The sequence below is a fragment of the Candidatus Microthrix subdominans genome, assembly GCA_016719385.1.
In the GTDB taxonomy this organism is placed as follows: domain Bacteria; phylum Actinomycetota; class Acidimicrobiia; order Acidimicrobiales; family Microtrichaceae; genus Microthrix; species Microthrix subdominans.
Genome location: JADJZA010000007.1, coordinates 658,366 through 678,257 on the forward strand (window position 1 = coordinate 658,366; position 19,892 = coordinate 678,257).

The window sequence follows — 19,892 nt, forward strand, 5'->3', positions numbered from 1 at the left end:
GCGTGCCGCCGAGGATCACCTGGCCTCGACGAGCACGTCGGCGACCGAGGTGGCGGTGGCGCCCAACGTCGACAGCGATGGCCACGCAGGTTTGACGTCGCGGCCGACTGCGCCGGTCGTCGGCTTGTAGCCGACCAGGCCACACGCCGAGGCGGGGATGCGAACCGAGCCCCCGCCGTCGGAGGTGGTGGCCAGCGGCACCATGCCGGCGGCGAGCGCTGCGGCCGACCCGCCGCTCGACCCGCCGGGGGAGCGATGGTGGTTCCACGGGTTGCGCGTGCTCCCGAAGAGGCGGTTGGTGGTGAACCCGGTGTGGGCGAACGCCGGAGTGTTCGACTTGCCGACCACGATGGCGCCGGCCGCCCGCAGCCGGGCGACGACCAGGCCGTCCGCAGTTGCGGATGGGGCGTCGGCCAGCCAGTCACTTCCCATCGTGGTGGGCATGCCGGCGACGTCGATCAGGTCCTTCACCAGGACCGGAAGCCCGGCGAGCGGACCGCTCGGGTCGACCCGCTCGGCGTCGGCGAGCGCCTCCTCCGCCCGCAGGGCAACCACGGCGTTCAACGCTGGGTCGTCGGCCTCGATGCGCCTCAGCGCCTCGGCCACCAGCTCCCTGGGGTGCAGCTCGCCTGTCCGAACCCGCTCGACCAACTCGGCCCTCATCGCAATCTCCCCCTGGTAGAGCAGTGAACCGTCGTTCCACGAGGGAGGGTATCGGGCCTCGTTCGCTGGAGGGGCCGGACCGGTTGAGTCCCGCCGGGAGATCACGAGCCTGGACTACTCGGCGTCGAAGTCCTTGGGAAACGGGTCCCTGGCGCCAATGTCGGTCGCCCGGCCAGCGCCGGGGTCGGCTTGGGCGTTGGCGTCGGCGGCTGCCTCGGCTTCGGCATCGGCTGCCTCGGCCTCGGCGTCGGCATCCGGATCGGGGGCCAGCCACTGGCGGGTCGACGGCAACAGCACCTCGCCGGGCAGCGCCGGCGGGGGCGCAGCGGGCGGCAGTGGGGGTTCCCGCTCGGGCAGCTTGGCGTCCCCGACCGGAGCGGGCCCCTCGATCTGGCCCTGCCCGGTGATCGGCTTCATCTCCCCGGTCAGGTGGCGCACCTCACCGGTCACTTGACGGCCACCGCCGGTGGCCAACTGCTGGATCTCCGACGTGTCGTTGCGCTGATCGACCAGCTTCGGCCTGGTCGGCTCGCCGACGGGAGGCCGCACCACCTCGGCGACCGGCGGTTGCTCGCCGGTGACGACGGGTCGTCCGGTCGACACCGGCGGTGTCCCATCCGCGTCGGCGCCGACCGTGCGTATCTCGCCGGTCAGCGGATCGCTGCCCCGCCCAGCGCCGCGGCTGCGTCGATTGTTCGACACCAGCTGGGCCTTCTTCTGGTAGGCGGTGAAGCTGTGGGAGCCCATCATCAGTTCGGCCGCCACCGCTGCGAGCAGCCCGGGCACGACGAAGCCCGGCCGGCCGGTGGTTTCGGCGACGAACATCACGGCGGCCAGCGGCACCCGGTATCCGGCCCCGAGCACTGCGGCGATGCCGATCACCGGATACAGCGTGGTGCTCTCGGTGCCGATCAGCTCCCCACACAGTCGCCCGAGCAGCGCACCGGCGACCACCAGCGGCACGAACAACCCGCCGGGAACGCCCCCGGCCACCGACGCAGCGGTGCCCAGGTTGCGGGCGATCAGGATGATGACCAGCGCCCAGATCGCCCGGTTGTCCTCGAGCGCCCAGTTGACCAGCCCGTAGCCGGGGCCGAGCACGCCCGGGGTGTCGGCGGCCAGGCGTACCGCCACGCTGGTCGCCGAGATCACCGTGCCCGCCAGCAGCAGACGCCTCCAGTCGGGGCCGCGGGTGGAGAGGCGCTTGGCCAGCGCCAGGGCCGATGCGCCCCAGCGGGCGACCAGACCCGCGACGGCCCCGACGAGCAGGGCGATGCCAAGTTGGGGCACCATCACGTCGGTGGCGCCCTCGACGGGAAACAGTGGCTCGTTGCCGAGGAGCAGCGAGAACGTGACGTAGCCGGTCGACGCGCCGATCAGGGCCGGCAGCAGGGAGCTGTGGGCCAGGTCCCCTTGATAGGGCGACTCGATGGCGAAGATGGCGCCGGTGGCCGGTGCGCGGAAGACGGCGGCGACACCGCCGGCTGCACCGGCGACGAGCAGCAGCCGATGGTCGATGCGCCCGAACAGGCGGGGCAGGCGGCGTTGCACGGTTGCGCCGGCCGAGGCTCCGAGGTAGATCGCCGGGCCTTCGAGGCCCAACATGTTGCCCGTGCCCAAAGCGACGGCGCTGGCCAGCACCCGACCCCGAAACGGCTTTCCGCCCAGCACACCGCCCTCCTGATGGAAGCGCTTCAGGTACTCGTCGGAGGTCGATGGCGTCGCCCCGCCGCCGACGGTGCGAAGGATGAAGTGAGCGGCGACCAGCCCCAGCGGCGGCCCGATCGCCACGGTCCACAGTGGAAGGTCACGGAACAGTCCGAGCATCTCGAAGACCGCCACCTCGAAGACGACGGCGGCCAGGCCAGCGATGGCGCCGACCAACGCCGAGACCAACAGCACCTCACGACTGGCGCGAGCGAGTTCCTTCAGCTCCTCCGGGTCGGGGGTCGATGGCAGGAATCTCCACACGTGGCCCGACGGTACAGCCTGGCTGGACCTAGGTTGGGGGCGGTGGCCACTCCAGCGGCAGCGCAGCTTCCCGGGGCCATCACGGTTGCCGATGCGGGTGACCGGTTGGTCGCCGACTTCGTCGGGCTGCGGGACCGCCGGCTTGCGCAACGCCGACGCACCGAGGGGGGGACGACGTTCGGCCGGTTTCTCGCCGAGGGCGACCTGGTGACCGAGCGCGCCCTGCGGGCGGGGCACCGGTTGGTCGCCCTACTCGTCGATGCCGGGAGGACCGAACCCCTTCCCACCGGCGCCGACCAGGCGATCGCGGCGGGGGCCAGCCTGCTCGCAGCGGGACCCGACGTCGTCGAGGCGATCACGGGTTCGAGGGCCCATCGTGGGTCGATGGGGCTCTTCGAGCGCCCCGAGCCGCTGACTGTGGCGGCGGCGGTGGGTAACGCCCGCACAGTCGCCGTGCTCGAGGGCGTGGTCAACCCGGTGAACCTGGGGTTGATCGCCCGCAGCGCGGTGGCAATGGGCGTCGAGGCGCTGTTGTTGGACCCGACATGTGCCGACCCGTGGTACCGCCGGGCCTCGCGGGTGTCGATGGGGGAGGTGTTCGCCGTACCCCACGCATGGCTCGACGCACTGCCCGGTGGCCTGGATCCGTTGAGCGCAGCGGGCTTCACCCTGCTGGCGCTGACCCCCTCGGAGGATGCCGTCGACATCGGGGCGGTGGCGCTTGAACCTGACGACCGCGTGGCGCTGCTGCTCGGAGCCGAGGGACCGGGCCTCAGCGCGAGGGTCCTGGCGAGGGCCGATGCGTGCGTGCGAATCCCGCTCTCCGCAGCGGTCGACTCGCTCAACGTCGGCGCCGCTGCGGCGGTGGCCGCTTACGCCGTCGGGAGAAATCGCAGGGAGCGCCCTTGATGGCGCCGGTCCCGGGCTCGCTGGCCGAGGCGTTGGGCCGGGGGCCGGTCATGGCGGACGGCGGGCTGTCGACCGTGCTCGCCGAGCTGGGAGCGGCGCCGTCGGGCGGCGGGTCGGCGCTGTGGACCGGGGAGGTGCTGGCCACCCGGCCCGCCGCGATCGAGGAGGCGCATGCGCGGATGATCAGCGCCGGTGCCCGGGTGGTGCTCGCCGCCGGCTATCAGGTCAGCCGCATGGGTGCGGTGGCCTCCGGCCGTCGGCCGGAAGCGGGTGACGAACTGCTCGTCGAGGCGACGCGCCGCGCGGTGACAGCGCGCAACCGCATGAGGGCACAGCGGCCGGGGCCGGCGTGGGTGGCGGCATCGATCGGCCCCTATGGGGCGGCGCTGGCCGACGGGTCGGAGTACCGCGGCCGCTACGCCGTCGGACGACCCGACCTGGCCGAGTTTCACCGGGGCCGGCTGGAGGTGTGGGTCGAGGCCCAGCGGCAACTCTCGACGAGGGCGGATGTGTGGTGGTGCGAAACGATCCCCGACGGGGTCGAGGCGGAGGTCCTCGGCGACGAGTTAAGCCGCTCGGTGGCGGCGCTCGGGGAGCGGGGACTGCCCGCCCCCGAGATCGTGGTGACGATGACCGTCGCCACCGATGGTCGCTGCCCGACGGGCGAGCCGGTCGACGAGGCGTTGGCCCCGATCCTCGGCGGCGGAGCGCTGAAGCCGATCGCGGTCGGGGTCAACTGCTGCGCACCAGCCGACGTCACACCAGCGTTGGAGCGCCTCGCAGGGGTCACACGGCTGCCCCTGGTGGCCAAACCCAACCTGGGTGGAGCATGGAACGCAGCGGACGGCCGTTTTGAGGGTGCCGGGCCCCCGACACCGGATCCGGAGCGCCTTCGACGGTGGTTGGACGTCGGCGCACGGTTGATCGGTGGCTGCTGCGGTACCGGCACCGCCGAGCTGGCACAGCTGGCCCGGCAGCTCTCGGCATCTTGACCTCTAGTCTGGGGTGATGGCGACAGACGGCGCAGTGCAGGAAAACCGGATCGACGAGGCGGACGGGGGAACCATTCCCAAGCACGGGACCTCCGGGTTGTTGGTGCTCGCCAATCGCTTGCCGGTGCGGCGGGTGACCTCCCCCGAAGGCACCCATTGGGAGACCTCCCCCGGTGGGCTGGTGACCGCCCTGTCACCCGTCCTCTCCCAGAGGAGCGACGCCATGTGGCTGGGATGGTCCGGCACCACCGGTACCGACGAGGAGGAGCCCCTGGTGGTCGACGGGCTGGCGCTGGCCCCGGTGCCGCTGTCGAGGGGGGAGGTCGAGCTGTTCTACGAGGGGTTCGCCAACCGCACCCTGTGGCCGCTCTATCACGACTCGATCGTCCGCTCGGAGTACCACCGCACCTGGTGGGACGCCTATCGGGCGGTCAACCGCCGCTTCGCAAAGGCGGCAGCGCTGTGGGCGGCCCCCGGTGCGGTCGTGTGGGTGCACGACTACCACCTGCAACTCGTTCCCGGCATGCTGCGCGAGCTACGACCCGATCTGCGCATCGGCTTCTTTCTCCACATCCCTTTTCCACCGGTCGAGCTGTTTCTCCAGCTGCCGTGGCGACGCACGATTACCGAGGGGCTTCTCGGCGCCGACGTCGTCGGGTTTCAGACCCAGGGCGGTGCCGCCAACTTCCGAAGCCTGGCCGCGCTGGTCGCCGACGCCAAGGTTGAAGGTTCCAACGTGCGCCTCCCCGATGAAGCCGGTGGGCGCACGATCCGGGTGGAGACCTTCGGCATCGGCGTCGACACCGCCACCCTCGAGCAGATGGCGACCGACCCGGAAATGATCGACCGGGCACGGGAGGTACGCCAAAGCCTGGGCAACCCGGAGCGGATCCTGCTCGGCGTCGATCGGCTCGATTACACCAAGGGCCTCGCCCGTCGCCTGCGGGCCTTCCGCGAGCTGCTCGAGGAGGACCGGCTCACCGTTGGGCGTCACGTGTTCATCCAGGTGGCCGAGCCCACCCGGGAGAACGTCAGCGACTACGCCGACTTCCGGGACCGCATCGATCGCATGGTCGGCGAGATCAACGGTCATTACGGCGAGGTCGGCGCCGTCCCGATGCAGTACCTGCACCGTCATCACAGCCTCGATGAGTTGGTGGCGCTGTACCTGGCCGCCGACGTGATGCTGGTGACGGCGGTGCGCGACGGGATGAACCTGGTGTGTAAGGAGTACGTGGCCACCCGCGTCGACAACACGGGGGCGCTGGTGCTGTCCGAGTTCGCCGGTGCGGCCGAGACGATGGGAGATGCCTTGATGGTCAACCCGTACGACATCGACGGCCTGAAGCTGGCGATCGAACGGGCGGTCAACATGCCGGTGGACGAGCAACACCGGCGCATGAGCCTGCTGCGCCAGTCGGTCATCGACAGCGATGTGCACCGTTGGGCCGAAGACTGGCTGGACGCCCTCGGTGTGGACCGATGAGCGCGCAGGTCGGGGAGCCGACCCTCGATGCCGCCCTCGTCGCCGCCCTCGACCGCGCCGCCGCTTCGGGCACCCTGCTGGTGGCCTGCGACTACGACGGCACGTTGGCACCAATCGTCGACGACCCCGATCGCGCTGCGCCGCTGCTCGGTGCCATCGACGCGCTGGCGGATCTGGCGGCGCTCCCGGCCACGTGGGTCAGCTTGGTGTCCGGCCGATCACTGGACGCGCTGGTGGCGCTGGCTTGCCCGCCCCGTGCGATCGGGTTGATCGGCAGCCACGGCGCGGAGCGTGTCGCCCCCGGAGGGGCGGCCGACCGAGTAGGCGGCCATGACCCCGCCGGGTTGCCCCGGCCGCCGCACGACGAGGCGGCACAATTGTTAAAGGAATTGGTCGCCGAGGTCGGAGCCGAAGTGGCGCTGCTGCCCGGCAGCCGAATCGAGACCAAACCCGTCGGCGTGGCCTTCCATTACCGCCTCGCCGACCCTGTCGCCGGCGCACGCGCCGCCGACGCCCTGATCGAGCGGCTGGCAAACCGGCCGGGGGTCCACGTGCGTACGGGGAAGATGGTGGCCGAATTCGCGGTGGCGGGTGCCAATAAAGGCGAGGCGCTGCAGGCCTTGATCGACCAGACCGAGCCTGACGTCACCGTCTTCGTCGGCGACGACGTCACCGACGAAGACGGGTTTGCCGTGCTCGGGGACGCCGATATCGGAATCAAGGTTGGCTCCGAGGCAACGGCGGCGACCCACCGCGTGGCGTCGCCCGACGAGGTGCTCGCTGTGCTGGCGCGCTTGACCCAGCACCGTTCCCTGCGCGGCTGAACCCGTTGTGATCCGTCCGTGATCCGTACGCACCCAGGTCGCGGCCGTCCCACCGCCCAGGCGGTCTCGTGATCGCAGTGGCGGTGATCCTGGGAGTGGCGGTCGCTGCCGGGCGCTGGCTCGAACCACCCCCGGGTGCGGCCGCTGGGACCGACTGGGTCGTGTTGAACCTGGCGTTTCCCGCACTGGTGCTGGCCACGATCCCAGGCCTTGAGCTCGACCGGACTGCGCTGGTGCCCGTCGCCGTCGCCTGGTCGATCGTCGTCGTGAGCGCCCTGGTCGTCTGGGTGGTGGCCACGCGCGCCGGATGGTCACGGCAGGTGACGGGCGCCTTGCTGTTGGTCGTGCCGCTCGGCAACACCAGCTTCCTCGGATTCCCGGCGGTCGAGGCCCTGCTCGGTCCCGAGGGGCTGCCGACCGCCGTGCTCTACGACCAGCTGGGGACGTTCCTTGCGCTGTCGACCTATGGAGCGGTCATCGCCGCCCGTTATGGCGGCTCGGAGGCCGCCTCCCCGGGGGGTGCTGCAATGCTGCGCCGGACGGTGAGCTTTCCGCCCTTCGTCGCCCTCGTCGTCGCCTTCGCTCTTCGGGGTGTGGCGCTGCCCGGATCGCTCACCTCGGCCTTTGACGTGCTGGCGGCCTCGCTGACCCCGCTGGCGATGGTCGGGATTGGGCTTCGGCTGTCCCAGCGTCGCCTGAGCGTTCCCGACGGTCCGGTCGTGTTGGGCCTGGGCCTCCGCCTGTTCGTGCTTCCCGCCGCCGTGCTCGCCGTGGCGGTGGTGGTCGGAGGTCGTTCATCGATCGAATGGGACGTCTCGGTGCTCGAATCGGCCACGCCTCCGATGATCACCGCCGGCATCGTGGCGACGGCGGCCGGACTGGATGAGGACACGGTGACCTCGCTGGTCGGCCTGGGGGTGGTGATCGCTCTGTTCACCTTGCCGGTGTGGGCCGTGCTGATCGGTTGACGCCGATCATTCGGTGACGCGCTGGAGAGGGCGGATTACCGTACGGACGTGAGCGCCGTCCCACCCACCGATGTAGACAGAGCTCCCCGAGGTCGGCTCTCGCCGGACGAGGCCGATATCGCGTTGTCGAACGCGATCCTCACCGACGAAGGCCGTCAGGATCCCTACGGCCCGTACCGGGAGATCCGCGAGGGGCTCGGTCGTTATCGCTCGGCGATCGGATCGATGATCGTCGCCGACTACGAGAGCTGCCTCGAGGTGTTGCGCAACCCCGCGTTGGGCCGCCCGGAGCCCGACATGGATCTGCCCCCGGGCCTGAGCGGACGAGAGCGACGCCCAGAGGACCGTCGCGGGTCGATGCTGTTCGCCAACCCGCCCGATCACACCCGGTTGCGGGCACTGGTCAGCCGTACGTTCACGCCGCGTCGTATCGAGGCGATGCGGCCGAGGATCGAGGCGCTGCTCACCCCGATCCTCGACGAGATGGCAGAGGCGGGCACGGTCGACGTGCTCGAGGTGCTCGGGGCCCGCCTGCCGGCGGCGGTGATCTCCGATCTGTTGGGCGTGCCGCCCGAGCTACACGAGACGCTGGCGCCCCACGTCCGGGCGAGCACGGCCTTCATCGATGCCGCCGCCGACGACGAAGCGATCGCCCGGGCGGAGGCGGGCGTGGCGGTGATGGCCGAGGTGTTCGAGCAACTGATCGCCGACAAACGCCGGGTCCCCGATGATCGGCTGCTCAGCGCCCTGATCGACGTGGAGGAGGCGGGCGACCGCCTCAGCCACGAGGAGCTGTTGGCCAACACCGGGCTGATGTACGCCGCAGGCTTCGAAACGACGACCAACCTGATCGGCAATGGTCTGTTCGCCCTCCTCACCCACCCTGATGAGATGACGCGCCTTCGGGCCGATCACACGCTGATCCCCTCGGCGGTGTGGGAGTTGCTGCGCTGGGATTCCCCGGTGCAGCTCAACGTGCGGGCGGTGCTGCGCGAGGTGGAACTCTTCTACGAGACGATGCCGTACGGCCAGCTGTTCACCGTCCTCCAGGGCAGCGGCAACCGTGACGAGGCGGCGTATCCCAACGCTGACACCTTGGACGTCGGCAGGTTCGTCGACCGCGCGACGCCACCGCCGCTCAGCTTTGGATGGGGGCCCCACCACTGCCTGGGTGCGTCGCTGGCGCGGGCCGAGGGCGAGATCGTCTTCGATGCGCTGATCGACAGGTTCGGCTCCCTCGAGCTGGTCGATCAGCCTCGTTATCGAGCCAGTTTCACCTTGCGGGGGTTGACGTCGTTGATCGTCGAGTGCCGGCAGTAGGCACGTCGGGATCGGCCCTTCGACGGCTGGACCTGCCAGCGTAAAGTTACCCAATCGTAACGTTGAGTGAGCTTCAGTGGGATCGGGTGACCCATCGCGCTACGGTCCTTTTGCGTCGTTTGACCGCAAGCCTGCGGTGAGGCGCTGTGACCAGGCGAGGGAAACCGTGGTCCGGAAGGTGCCCCGCGCAACGACGCGTGAGCAGGCCCCGGAGTGTCCACGCAGGTTTCGCCGGTCATGGGGTCAACCCCCCGTTGAACGACAACCGAAAGGACTGTTCATGACTCAGAACCGACGATTTGGGAGGTTCGCCGTCGCCGCAGCCGCGCTGGTGGTCCTGCCGTTGGCCGCTTGCGGTGACGACAATGGCGAGAGCAGCGGTGGCGACACCGCAGCCGCCGACAGCCCACTCGCCGACGCCGACCTCAGCGGGGTGAGCCTCTCTGTCGGCTCGAAGGACTTCGATGAGCAGTTGATCCTGGGCAACATGTTGGCCGACGCCTTCGAGGCCGCCGGTGCCGACGTCGACCGCAAGATCAACCTTGGTGGCACCAACGTGGCCCGTGCGGCCCTCCTGTCCGGTGAGATCGACAGCTACGCCGAGTACAACGGCACCGGCTGGACCGAGCACCTCAAGCAGGAGGATCCGTCCAGCGACGGCGAGGAGCTCACCGAGAAGGTCCGCCAGATGGACCTCGAGAAGAACGACATTGTGTGGGTGGGGCGTGCGCCGTTCAACAACACCTACGGCTTCGCCACCGGTCCGGACCTCACCGAGAAGAACGGCGGCGCCTTCGACTTCGACTCGATGGCCGCCTACCTGAAGAAGAACCCCGACGCCAAGGTGTGCATGGAGTCCGAGTTCCCCAGCCGTTCCGACGGTCTGGTGCTCTTCGAGGAGGCCACCGGGTACACGATCCCCAAGAGCCAGCAGGAGATCCAGGACACCGGCATCATCTACACCGAGACCCAGAAGGGCAACTGCGACTTCGGTGAGGTGTTCACCACCGACGGTCGCATCTCCGAGCTCGACCTGAGCGTGGTCGACGACGGCGGCGCGATGATCATCTACAACATCTCGATCAACGTTCGCAAGGACGTCTACGACGAGGCGCCCGAGGCGTTCGACACGATCGCCGACGCGGTGCTCGGGTCGCTCGATCAGGAGACGATGACCGCGCTGAACGAGCAGGTGTCCGCCGAGGGTGAGGATCCGGCCGACGTGGCCAAGCAGCACCTGGTGGACGCCGGTCTCATCGACGGCTGACGCCCCTGGAGGGCCCGCACCGGGCCCTCCGTTCACCTCGAGAGGAAGAACAGCACCGGATGGTTGAGAGCCTGCAGAGCTTCTGGGAGTACTTTCAGAAGCAACTCGACAACGACAGCTTCACGGAGGCGTTGATTCAACACGCCACCTACGTCGTGTTGGTCACCATCTCCGCCACCGTCATCTCGGTGTCGTTGGGGGTGGCGGTCAGGCACCGTCCGGTGGCCAGGGAGGTGGCGTTGGGAATCGCCAGCGTGTTTCTCACGTTCCCCTCCCTGGCACTCTTCACCCTCTTCATCCCGATCCTGGGGCTTGGCTTCAAGCCCGCCTTCGTCGCACTGTTGCTCTATGCGCTGCTGCCGATCATGCGCAACACGGTGACCGGGCTCAACGGAGTGAGCCCCGACGTGCTCGAGTCGGCCAAGGGCATGGGCCTGTCGAGCACCGAACGGCTTTTCAAGGTGGAGTTGCCCCTGGCCTGGCCGGTGATCATCACCGGCATCCGGGTCTCGGCGCTGCTCACCACCGGCATCGCCGCCATCGCCACGCTGATCGCCGGCGGCGGTCTCGGCGACTTCATCAAAAAGGGGCTCAGCCGTCTGGGGCTGCCCAACTCGCTCGAGGCGATTTGGGTGGGCACCCTCGGCACGATCGCCCTGGCGCTTGTGATCGACCTCATCTTCGTCGGCATCCGCCGCGCCACCACGCCCCGCGGCATCCGCTAGCGCCCACCGCCCGTTCCCCAGTTCGCCCGCACCGAAGTTCGCATAGCATCCACAGGAGACCATCGTGTCCGAAACGCTCATCCAGTTGCAGGGGGTCTCCAAGACCTACCCCGGCAGCAAAGCTCCGGCGGTGTCCGACCTCGACCTCGAGATCAAGAAGGGCGAGATCCTTGTGCTCGTCGGGCCCTCAGGCTGCGGTAAGAGCACCACGCTGCGCCTGATCAACCGCATGATCGAGCCGACCGCCGGGCGGATCATCTTCGAGGGTAAGGACGTCACCAACGTCAACCCCGACCAGCTGCGCCGACAGATGGGCTACGTCATCCAGCAGATCGGTCTGTTCCCACACCGCAACATCTATCAGAACATTGCAACGGTTCCCCGCCTGCTGGGCTGGAACAAATCCGACATAGAGGAGCGGGCCAAGTACCTGCTCACCATGGTGGGGATGGACCCCGAGCAGTACCTCAGCCGCTATCCCAAGGAGTTGTCCGGCGGGCAGGCCCAGCGGGTGGGCGTCGCCCGGGCGCTGGCCGCCGACCCCGACGTGTTGCTGATGGATGAGCCCTTCGGTGCCATCGACCCGATCACCCGGGATCGTCTGCAGAACGAGTTTTTGCGGTTGCAGGCCGAGCTGCAGAAGACGATCGTGTTCGTCACCCACGACATCGACGAGGCCGTGAAGATGGGCGACAAGATCGCCATTCTGCGGGAGCAGTCCAAGGTGGCCCAGCTGGATACGCCCACCAATATCCTGGCCAGCCCGGCCAACGCCTTCGTCAAGGAGTTCCTCGGCTCGGGTGCCCTGCTGAAGGGGCTGACGCTCGAGCGGGTGCGCGACCTCGACATCCCGCAGTACCCAACGGTCAGCCTGCCGGCCGACCGCCCCAAGGTGCTGGCGGCGCTCGAGCAGGCCGACGACGATTGGGTGGTGCTGCTCGACGAGCAGCGGCGCCCGATCCGCTGGCTCGACCGGGAGGCGGTCGAGGGAGGCAAGTCGTCCATCGCGCAGTCGGGGTTACCTGTGCGTGTGGCGGTCGAGTCCGACCACACGCTCCGTGATGCTTTGGAATCGATGATTCGCTCCACCTACGGATCGGCGGTGGTCGTCAACACCGACGGCACCTACCGGGGCGTCATCACGCTGGAGGCCCTGGCCGAGATGGTGCGCAAGACCGAGGCCACCGCCCGGGACGAACAGGCGGTCTATCGGGCGGAAGCACGACGGGCGGCCGCCGCCGGTGTGGATGCACCCACTGTCGACCCGACGGCAGACCTGGCCACGCATGCATCGGCCCGCAACGGCGACACGGCGAAGGGCACCTCATGAGCGATCTGGCCATAGCGGCGGCCGAGGCACAGTCGCCCGACGACGTCGAGTCTGACGCGCCCGGCCGCACGTGGAACTTCGACCTGATCATCACCCCGATCGCCATGGGATTGTTGTTGGTCCTGCTGGTCACCGTGTGGCAGTTCGCCGACATGGACGTGACCACCAAGAAGATCCTCGCGCCTGCCAACCTGCGCATCCAGACCTGGCAGCACCTGCAGATCACCTTCTGGTCGACCCTGCTGGTGATCTCGATCGCCATCCCGCTCGGCATCTTCATCACCCGCGAGGGGTTCAAGAAGTTTTCCGGGCCGATCCTCACGGTCGCCAACTCCGGGCAGGCCATTCCGGCTTACGGCCTGTTGGTGCTGTTTGCGGCCTGGATCGGCACGGGCATGCGCACCGTGATCATCGCGCTGATCGTCTTCGGCATCCTGCCGGTACTACGCAACACGATGGTGGGCCTCGAACAGGTCGACCGCTCCTACATGGAGGCGGGCAAGGGCATGGGGTACTCGGGGTTCCAGGTGCTGACGCGCATCGAACTGCCCCTAGCGGTGCCGGTCATCCTCGCCGGGGTGCGCACTGCGCTGGTGATCAACGTGGGTACCGCTGCGCTGGCAACGTTCATCGGTGGTGGCGCCCTGGGCGAAACGATCAACTCGGGGCTGAAGTTGCAGCGCAACACGGCGCTGTTCGTCGGTGCCGCTCTGGTCGGCCTGCTGGCGCTGACCATCGACTGGCTGGCCGCCCTGGCGCAGTACAAGCTGAAGCCCAAGGGCATCTAGAGCGGCGGCGACGCTACCTGGGTGAGCATCAGGTGGCCCATGACGACCGCCCGGCCGGTCAGAACGACGCGATCGGCGGTGACGATCGCCCGCAGGTCGCCACCCCGTTGTGACGCCTGGTGGCAGGCCAACGTGTCCCGGCCAAGCCGGTGCGCCCAGTAGGGCGCCAGCAGTGCATGGGCCGAGCCGGTCACGGCGTCCTCGGCGATGCCCAGGCTGGGAGCGAACACGCGGCTGACGACATCGAGGTTGCCGTCCCCTGGGGCGGTGAGCACCAGCGGACGGTCCTCGGAGCGCGCCAGCGCCGACGGGTCGAAGCGGGCGGAGCGGACCGCAGCCGCATCGTCGAGCACAGCGATCAGGAAGCCCGTGGCGCCGGCCCCGGGTCCGGCGAGGATCTCGCTCGGGTGCTCGGCCAGGCCGAGGGACGCCCATTCCAGCGAGGTCGTCGTCGGTTCGGGTTGATGCGCCGGAAGGTCGAGGTCGATCTCGCCCGATGCGATGCGTCGGCACACCAGCGGCCCGGAACGGGTGAGAAACGTGGCCTCCTCGTTGCGATGGAGGTGGCCGTCGGCCCACAGCGTTGCCGCCGCCGCCAGCGTGGCGTGCCCACACAGGTCCACCTCGACCTCGGGGGTGAACCAGCGCAGGCGGTGGGCGTCATCCTCGGGCCAGCAAAAGGCGGTCTCCGACAGTTGTAGCTCGCCGGCGACCGCCTGCATCCAGGCATTCGGCGGCTCCTGGTCGAGCACGGCGACCGCCGCCTGGTTGCCTGCGAACGGCAAGGCGGTGAATGCGTCGATAAGCGTGAGGGTGGTCGGCATGACGACGATTCTGTAGGCCGGCGTCGGGTTATCGGTGGATGCGACGGCACAGGAGCGGTCACGGCACCCAGTACCGGTGCGGGGTGCGTGGTCGCTAGTCGCCGAAGGCGGTCGACTCCGGGGCCGTTGAGCGACCGGACGGTGGCGGCCACGGCGGTGGTCGTCCGTGGGGCCAGGGATCGGCCGCCCCTGCGGCGGGGGGCACGGGCGCGGCGTAGCCGCCGGGGGAGTGTGTGGGCGCGGCGTAGCCGCCGGGGAAGGTGTGCTGGTTGCGTTCCCAGGTGAGGTAGGCGTTGACGCCCAGCGCAATCGCCGAGCTACCACCGAGGAGGATGATCGACCCCACGATGGCGACACCCACCACTGCCTGCCCGCCGTCCTGGCCGACCAGGCGGGGCAGCAACCCGAAGCCGACCGCCACAGCGTTGTTCAGCGCATGGATGGCGACGCCCATCCACCAGCTTCGGATGACCCGCACGTAGGCGAGCACCATGCCGACCAACACCTGGGGCAGGATGAACGCCGGAAGAAACCAGGTGAACTCCGCGAAGTTCCCCAGGTGGGCACCGGCGAACACCACGGTCAGGGTGACGATGACCCCAAAGCGCACCCGGGTGGATACGAGTGCCGGGCCGTCGCTGGGCTCGCGTGGCAGCAGACGGCGCAGGATCAGGCCGAGCACGCAGATCACGCCCACCGTCAGAGCCACCTCGACCACCGCAGCGATCGCCTCGTCGTCTCCACCAACGATCGCCTGCCCGAGTGACACACCGAACAGGCTGGGCACGAACATGACCGACAGAACACCGATCCCACCGGCGACGTGCCATGGGCGCAAGGACATCGGCAGCCGAAAGGCCACTTCTTCGATCAGGGGGGCGAGCACCACAGCCGTCAATATGAGGCTGAGCACCGGACCGGATTCAACCAGGTCGCCGATTGCGTTTTCGGGTGGGTCACTTCCGAAGGCGACCACTGCGATCGTGACGACGATCGACGACGCGTAGGCGACGGCGAGCGACACGCCCCACAGCGGCAGGAACCATCCGGTGCTCGGGGTGGCACGGGGACGAAACGAATCCCGGCCCGACCAGAACCGCAGGTAGTCGCCCAGGACACTGGCCGTTGACCGAGTTGAGGTCGGTTGTTGGTGACTCACCCGCTGGTCATTCACCAACCGGGCGCCTTAGAGACGTTCCTTGGGCTGATCCTTGAGCGTTTTCCCCGGGTCGGTGGTCGTGACCGGTTGCAGGATCGCTTCGACCTTGGCGACCAGGTCGTCGTCGAGGGTGATGTCGATCGCCTGCACGTTGCGGGTGACCTGCTCGGCCTTGGACGCGCCCACGATCGCCGAGGCGACGTTGGGGTTGCGCAGTACCCAGGCCAGGGCCAGGTCGGCGGTCGAGAGACCGGCCTCGTCGGCCAGCGCCGAGACCTTCGCCACGGCGGTGAGGACGTCGTCGCTCATCCACCGGGAGATCATGTTCTTGCCACCGGCCTCGTCGGTGGCCCGGCTGCCCTCGGGCGGCGCCTCGCCCGGGCGGTACTTTCCGGTGAGCACCCCCTGGGCCAGCGGCGACCAGACGATCTGGCTGATGCCCAGCTCCTCGCATGTCGGGACGACCTCGGCCTCGATGACCCGCCACAACAGCGAGTACTGCGGCTGGCTGGACACCAGTGGCACCTTGAGCTCGTCGGCCAGCGCCGCGGCGGAGCGGATCTGGTCGGCGGTCCACTCCGACACGCCCAGGTACGCGACCTTGCCTTGGTGGACCAGGTCGGCGAACGCCGACATCGTCACCTCGAGCGGGGTGCGGTGGTCGTAGCGATGGGCCTGGTACAGGTCGATGTGGTCGGTGCCCAGGCGGCGCAGCGAGCCCTCGACCGATTCCATGATGTGCTTGCGGGACAGCCCTTGCTGGTTGACGCCCGGACCGGTGGGCCAGAACACCTTGGTGAACAGCTCGATCGACTCGCGCTGCACGCCCCGCAGGGCCTCGCCCAGGACCGATTCGGCCTTGGTGCCCGCGTAGACGTCGGCGGTATCGAAGGTGGTGATGCCGGCGTCGAGGGCCGCATGGACCGCCTCGATGGCGACGTCGTCGTCGATCTGCGAGCCGTGGGTCAACCAGTTGCCGTAGCTGATCGCCGACACCCGCATGCCGGAATTACCAAGAAATCGATGCTCCATGGCGGTTCACCCTACGGGGCCGGGCGGCTCCTCCGCAGGCGCCCATGCGACGGCAGGCCCGCCGGAGTAGGTCACGTCGACCACCTCGCCCGGTCGGGCCGGCGGGGCACCCCCCGTGCGGATGCTCAGCGTGAGCGCTTCACCATCGCTGGCGGCGACGGCACCGCCGATCGGCGTCACCCGAGTGAGCGTCGAGTGTCCGAGGAACTCCGCTTCGGTGACCCGCCAGCCGGTACCCGGGTCGGTTCCGTCAAGGGCGCCGTCGTCGGTCCCGCCGCTGCCGCCGGCACGGCCGTCGATCGTCGATCGGATCGTCAGCGCCTCCGGACGTACGAGCACGCTCACCGGACCCGGGCCGACGATGCCGCGGATCGGCAGGGGGCCGAGAGGCGACACCGCCACCGACGGCCTGCCCGCCTCGATCGTTCCCGGGACGAAATTGGCGTCGCCCAGAAAGCCGGCGACCCAGCGATCGCTCGGCGTGGCGTACACCTCTTCGGGCGTCCCGACCTGGGCGATCCTTCCCTCGTTGACGATCGCCACCCGGTCGCCCAAGGTGAAGGCCTCGTCGCGGTCGTGGGTGACGAAGATGGCGGTGACCCCGATCGAGCGCAACGTTCGTCGAACCTCGCTTCGCACGTCGGTCCGCAGCCCGGCGTCCAGGTTGGAGAACGGCTCGTCGAGCAAGAGCACCCGGGGACTGGGCGCCATCGCCCGGGCCAGGGCGACCCGCTGCTGCTGACCGCCCGAGAGGGTGTCGGGGCGCCGGTCACCAAAGCCGACCATGCCCACGCGGGCCAGCGCCGTGTCGATGCGGGGTGAGGCCCGGCGTTCGGGCCGGGGCAGTCCGAAGCCGACGTTGGCGGCCACAGACAGGTGAGGGAACAGGGCCCAGTCCTGAAACACCAGGCCCACGCCGCGGCGTTCGGCCGGGACGAACGTCGAGCCGCCGGCCACCCGCCGATCGCCCAGGTCGATCGTGCCCCCGTCGGGACGGTCGAGGCCGGCGATCAGGCGTAGCAGGGTGGTCTTGCCCGACCCGGAGGGGCCGAGCAGCGCCATCAGCTCGCCCGGTGCCACGCTCAGGCTCAGCCGGGACAGCACCTGGGCTTCGCCGAATCGGCGCACGACCCCGGTGATGGTGACCCCGGTCGCGGTCGCAGTCGCAGTCGAAGCCCGGGAGCCGGGCGCGCTCATGGCCTGCCGCCCGGCGGCTTGGCGATCATCCGGGGGTGGAGGTAATCGTGCCGGTCAGCAGCAGCACGGCACCCACCCCGGCGATCGCCAGCCGGTACCAGCCGAAGATCGCCAGCGATCGCCGCTCCAGCCAACGCACCATCCAGGTGATCGCCACCGCAGCGGTGATGAACGCGACGACCAGCCCGATGACGATCTCGGCGCCGCCGTAGGAGTCGACGAGCAGCGACCCGTTCTTCAGGGCCTCGTAGGCGGTCGCTGCACCCAGGGTGCCGAGGCCGAGCAGAAAGCTGAACTCGACGGCGGCCGACACGCTGAGGCCAACGAGCACGGCGGCCACGATCGTCACCAACGAACGGCTGGTGCCCGGCCACATCGCCACAACCTGGGCCAGGCCGATGATCAAGGCCTGGCGGGGGGTGATCGCCTCGAGCGCCGTGCCGATGACGTTGGCTCGGCCGGCCGACTGGGTACCGCCGGCCGCCCCGTCGACCGCAGCATCTGCCGCGTCGGAGGGCCGGCGGTGCTGCAGGCGGTCGGCCAGCACCAGGATGGCGACGCCACCCACCGCCCAGGCGACGACGATCGGCCAACCGGCGAACAGCTTGGACTTGATCGCATCCTCGGCCAGTACACCGATGATCGCAGCCGGAAGGAAGGCGACGACCAGCGCGATCCCAACCGTCCGGCCCTCTGCCGAGCGGCCGATGACGCCCTGGAATACCGAGAGGATTCGGCGGCGGTACAAGATGAGCACGGCGAGGATGGCCCCCGCCTGGATCACGATGGCGAAGCTGTCCGCCGGAGCCTTGGTCGCCTGGGTGTCGCCAACACCCAATAGTTGCTGGGAGACGTAGAGGTGGCCGGTCGAGGAGACCGGGAGATACTCGGTCACGCCTTCGACCACGCCGAGGATCGCCGCCTTGCCAACCGTCATCTGTTCCCCGGCTGCGGTTGCGTCGGTGGTGGTATCGGCGGTGGTGTCGCTCGCCCCCGAAGGCTTGGGCGCAACCAGAAGTACCACCATGATCAGGACGGCCGCAGCGGCGGCCCGAAGCGCAGCGCGAGCGACCGACCCGGAGGGGGTGGACGGCGGCCGGTGATGGAGGGTCTGGGGGGAGATCATCGGGTGCCTACGCTACCGGTGGGCGGGCATCGTCGAGGCGTGCCGGGTTCTTGGCGATCGCTGAGTAGGGTCGTGTGATGGCGCAGCCGGCCACTGGCCCAGCAGTCTTTGGCGGGATCCTGATCGCCACGATCATCGGCGTGATCGGTTTTGGCGTGTTGTCCGACCCCGGCCCCGAGCGGCGTGTCAGCACGGAGCGGTCGGCGGAGGCGGCGACCGGCCGTGCCGAGGCGTCGGCGGACTCCTCGACATCGACCTCGGCTCCGCCGGTGACAGCGCCCGACGATGGCAAGACCGCTGCCCAACGCACGCTCAGCCTGGTCGACACGATCACCGACCCTGCCCTTCGACCCAAGTCGGTGGTCGCCTCCGGCAGCGGCCTGTTCTTCGCCCAGAACATGATGTACGCCCACAACGTGGCCGTGTACAACCGCGACCTCGAACAGGTGAAGGTGATCGACGACGAGGTGGTGCCGGCCTTCTTCGACCTGCCCGGCAACTCCGCACTCAAGGGCGGACCGGTCGAGGCGGTGTTCACCTCCGATGGGTCGGCCGCCTACGTGTCGCAGTACAAGCTGTACGGACCGGGCCAGGACAACCCTGGCACCGACGTGTGCACGCCGTCGGGCTTCGACGACAGCTTCGTCTACCGGATCCCCACCGACACCCTTGAGATCGATCAGGTGATCCCGGTGGGACCGGTGCCGAAGTTCGTCGCGATCACCCACGACGATTCGACCCTGTTGGTGTCCAACTGGTGTGGTTACGACCTGTCGATCGTCGACACAGCGACCGGCAAGGAGACCCGACGGGTGGACATCGGTCGCTACCCGAGGGGCATCGCCGTCGCACCCGACGACTCGGTGGCTTACGTCACCGCCATGGGCACCTCCGACATCGCCATCGTCGATCTGTCGACCTTCGAGGTCGAGTGGATCAAGGACGTGGGCCAGGCGCCTCGCAGCGTGGCCCTGTCGCCGGACGGCAAACAGCTGTTCGTCACGCTCAATGAGGAGGCCGAGGTGAAGCGCATCGACACGGCCACCCGCAAAGTCACCGGCGAGGTGGTCACCGGCAACCAGCCCCGGTCGATGGTGCTCTCCGACGACGGCACGGCGCTGTACGTGGTGAACTACGCCGACGACACGTTGTCGAAGGTGCGGACGTCGGACATGGTCGAGCTGCAGGAGCTGCCCACCAGGCACCACCCGATCGGCGTCACCTACGACAAGGCCACCCGCCGGGTGTGGGTGGCCTGCTACGTCGGAGCGCTGATGGTGTTCCAGGACGCCTGAGAGGCGGACGTCCGGG

18 protein-coding genes are annotated in these 19,892 nt (G+C 69.1%); 11 read left to right on the plus strand and 7 right to left on the minus strand.

The annotated features are described in order from the left end of the window. Nucleotides 1–15 precede the first annotated feature (15 nt). Together IPN02_13220 and IPN02_13225 are read right to left on the minus strand one after the other, a co-directional pair. Complete coding sequence (locus IPN02_13220) at nucleotides 16–663, minus strand: amidase (protein ID MBK9297763.1); 648 nt, start codon at nucleotides 661–663, stop codon at nucleotides 16–18. A 114-nt stretch (nucleotides 664–777) separates the two neighbouring features. Next, the gene (locus IPN02_13225) at nucleotides 778–2,454 is read right to left on the minus strand and encodes a chloride channel protein (protein ID MBK9297764.1); all 1,677 of its coding nucleotides are present in this window, start codon (nucleotides 2,452–2,454) and stop codon (nucleotides 778–780) included. On the opposite strand from IPN02_13225, the gene IPN02_13230 reads away from it, so the two are divergent. The 10 genes from IPN02_13230 (at nucleotide 2,347) to IPN02_13275 (ending at nucleotide 13,243) form a co-directional block, all read left to right on the plus strand. Beyond that, nucleotides 2,347–3,543, plus strand: a complete 1,197-nt coding sequence (locus IPN02_13230; GenBank protein ID MBK9297765.1) for an RNA methyltransferase — start codon at nucleotides 2,347–2,349, stop codon at nucleotides 3,541–3,543. The genes IPN02_13225 and IPN02_13230 overlap by 108 nt on opposite strands. After that, nucleotides 3,543–4,535: a homocysteine S-methyltransferase gene (mmuM, locus tag IPN02_13235; protein MBK9297766.1), complete on the plus strand. Its 993-nt coding sequence runs from the start codon at nucleotides 3,543–3,545 to the stop codon at nucleotides 4,533–4,535. Before IPN02_13230 ends, mmuM begins: the two co-directional genes overlap by 1 nt. Nucleotides 4,536–4,551: 16 nt before the next feature. Next, a complete protein-coding gene (locus IPN02_13240; protein ID MBK9297767.1) occupies nucleotides 4,552–6,021 on the plus strand; it encodes a trehalose-6-phosphate synthase in 1,470 nt (489 codons plus the stop codon). Beyond that, nucleotides 6,018–6,845 carry a trehalose-phosphatase gene (gene otsB, locus IPN02_13245; protein ID MBK9297768.1) on the plus strand — a complete coding sequence of 276 codons (828 nt, stop codon included), beginning with the start codon at nucleotides 6,018–6,020 and terminating at the stop codon, nucleotides 6,843–6,845. The genes IPN02_13240 and otsB overlap by 4 nt, the downstream gene beginning before the upstream one ends. A gap of 68 nt (nucleotides 6,846–6,913) precedes the next feature. Continuing rightward, a complete protein-coding gene (locus tag IPN02_13250) occupies nucleotides 6,914–7,813 on the plus strand; it encodes an AEC family transporter (GenBank protein MBK9297769.1) in 900 nt (299 codons plus the stop codon). A gap of 48 nt (nucleotides 7,814–7,861) precedes the next feature. Beyond that, nucleotides 7,862–9,133: a cytochrome P450 gene (locus IPN02_13255; GenBank protein ID MBK9297770.1), complete on the plus strand. Its 1,272-nt coding sequence runs from the start codon at nucleotides 7,862–7,864 to the stop codon at nucleotides 9,131–9,133. Nucleotides 9,134–9,413: 280 nt separating this feature from the next. Next, complete coding sequence (locus IPN02_13260; protein ID MBK9297771.1) at nucleotides 9,414–10,400, plus strand: hypothetical protein; 987 nt, start codon at nucleotides 9,414–9,416, stop codon at nucleotides 10,398–10,400. 59 nt (nucleotides 10,401–10,459) lie between these two features. Further along, nucleotides 10,460–11,125, plus strand: coding sequence for an ABC transporter permease (locus IPN02_13265; GenBank protein MBK9297772.1), 666 nt, complete (start codon nucleotides 10,460–10,462; stop codon nucleotides 11,123–11,125). A 64-nt stretch (nucleotides 11,126–11,189) separates the two neighbouring features. Next, nucleotides 11,190–12,455 (plus strand): betaine/proline/choline family ABC transporter ATP-binding protein, encoded by a 1,266-nt coding sequence (locus tag IPN02_13270; protein MBK9297773.1) that lies wholly within the window; start codon nucleotides 11,190–11,192, stop codon nucleotides 12,453–12,455. After that, nucleotides 12,452–13,243 (plus strand): ABC transporter permease, encoded by a 792-nt coding sequence (locus IPN02_13275; GenBank protein ID MBK9297774.1) that lies wholly within the window; start codon nucleotides 12,452–12,454, stop codon nucleotides 13,241–13,243. Before IPN02_13270 ends, IPN02_13275 begins: the two co-directional genes overlap by 4 nt. On the opposite strand, the gene IPN02_13280 is transcribed toward IPN02_13275, so the two are convergent. From IPN02_13280 to IPN02_13300, 5 genes are all read right to left on the minus strand, one after another. Next, nucleotides 13,240–14,067, minus strand: a complete 828-nt coding sequence (locus tag IPN02_13280) for a PhzF family phenazine biosynthesis protein (GenBank protein MBK9297775.1) — start codon at nucleotides 14,065–14,067, stop codon at nucleotides 13,240–13,242. The genes IPN02_13275 and IPN02_13280 overlap by 4 nt on opposite strands. Nucleotides 14,068–14,161: 94 nt before the next feature. Continuing rightward, the gene (locus IPN02_13285; GenBank protein ID MBK9297776.1) at nucleotides 14,162–15,226 is read right to left on the minus strand and encodes a CPBP family intramembrane metalloprotease; all 1,065 of its coding nucleotides are present in this window, start codon (nucleotides 15,224–15,226) and stop codon (nucleotides 14,162–14,164) included. 27 nt (nucleotides 15,227–15,253) lie between these two features. Continuing rightward, nucleotides 15,254–16,258, minus strand: a complete 1,005-nt coding sequence (locus tag IPN02_13290; protein MBK9297777.1) for an aldo/keto reductase family protein — start codon at nucleotides 16,256–16,258, stop codon at nucleotides 15,254–15,256. 6 nt (nucleotides 16,259–16,264) lie between these two features. Further along, nucleotides 16,265–17,455: an ABC transporter ATP-binding protein gene (locus tag IPN02_13295; protein ID MBK9297778.1), complete on the minus strand. Its 1,191-nt coding sequence runs from the start codon at nucleotides 17,453–17,455 to the stop codon at nucleotides 16,265–16,267. Nucleotides 17,456–17,480: 25 nt separating this feature from the next. Next, a complete protein-coding gene (locus tag IPN02_13300; protein MBK9297779.1) occupies nucleotides 17,481–18,581 on the minus strand; it encodes an undecaprenyl-diphosphate phosphatase in 1,101 nt (366 codons plus the stop codon). Nucleotides 18,582–18,658: 77 nt separating this feature from the next. On the opposite strand from IPN02_13300, the gene IPN02_13305 reads away from it, so the two are divergent. Continuing rightward, entirely contained in the window at nucleotides 18,659–19,876 is a 1,218-nt protein-coding gene (locus IPN02_13305; GenBank protein MBK9297780.1) for a YncE family protein, read from the plus strand. The last annotated feature ends 16 nt before the right edge of the window (nucleotides 19,877–19,892 follow it).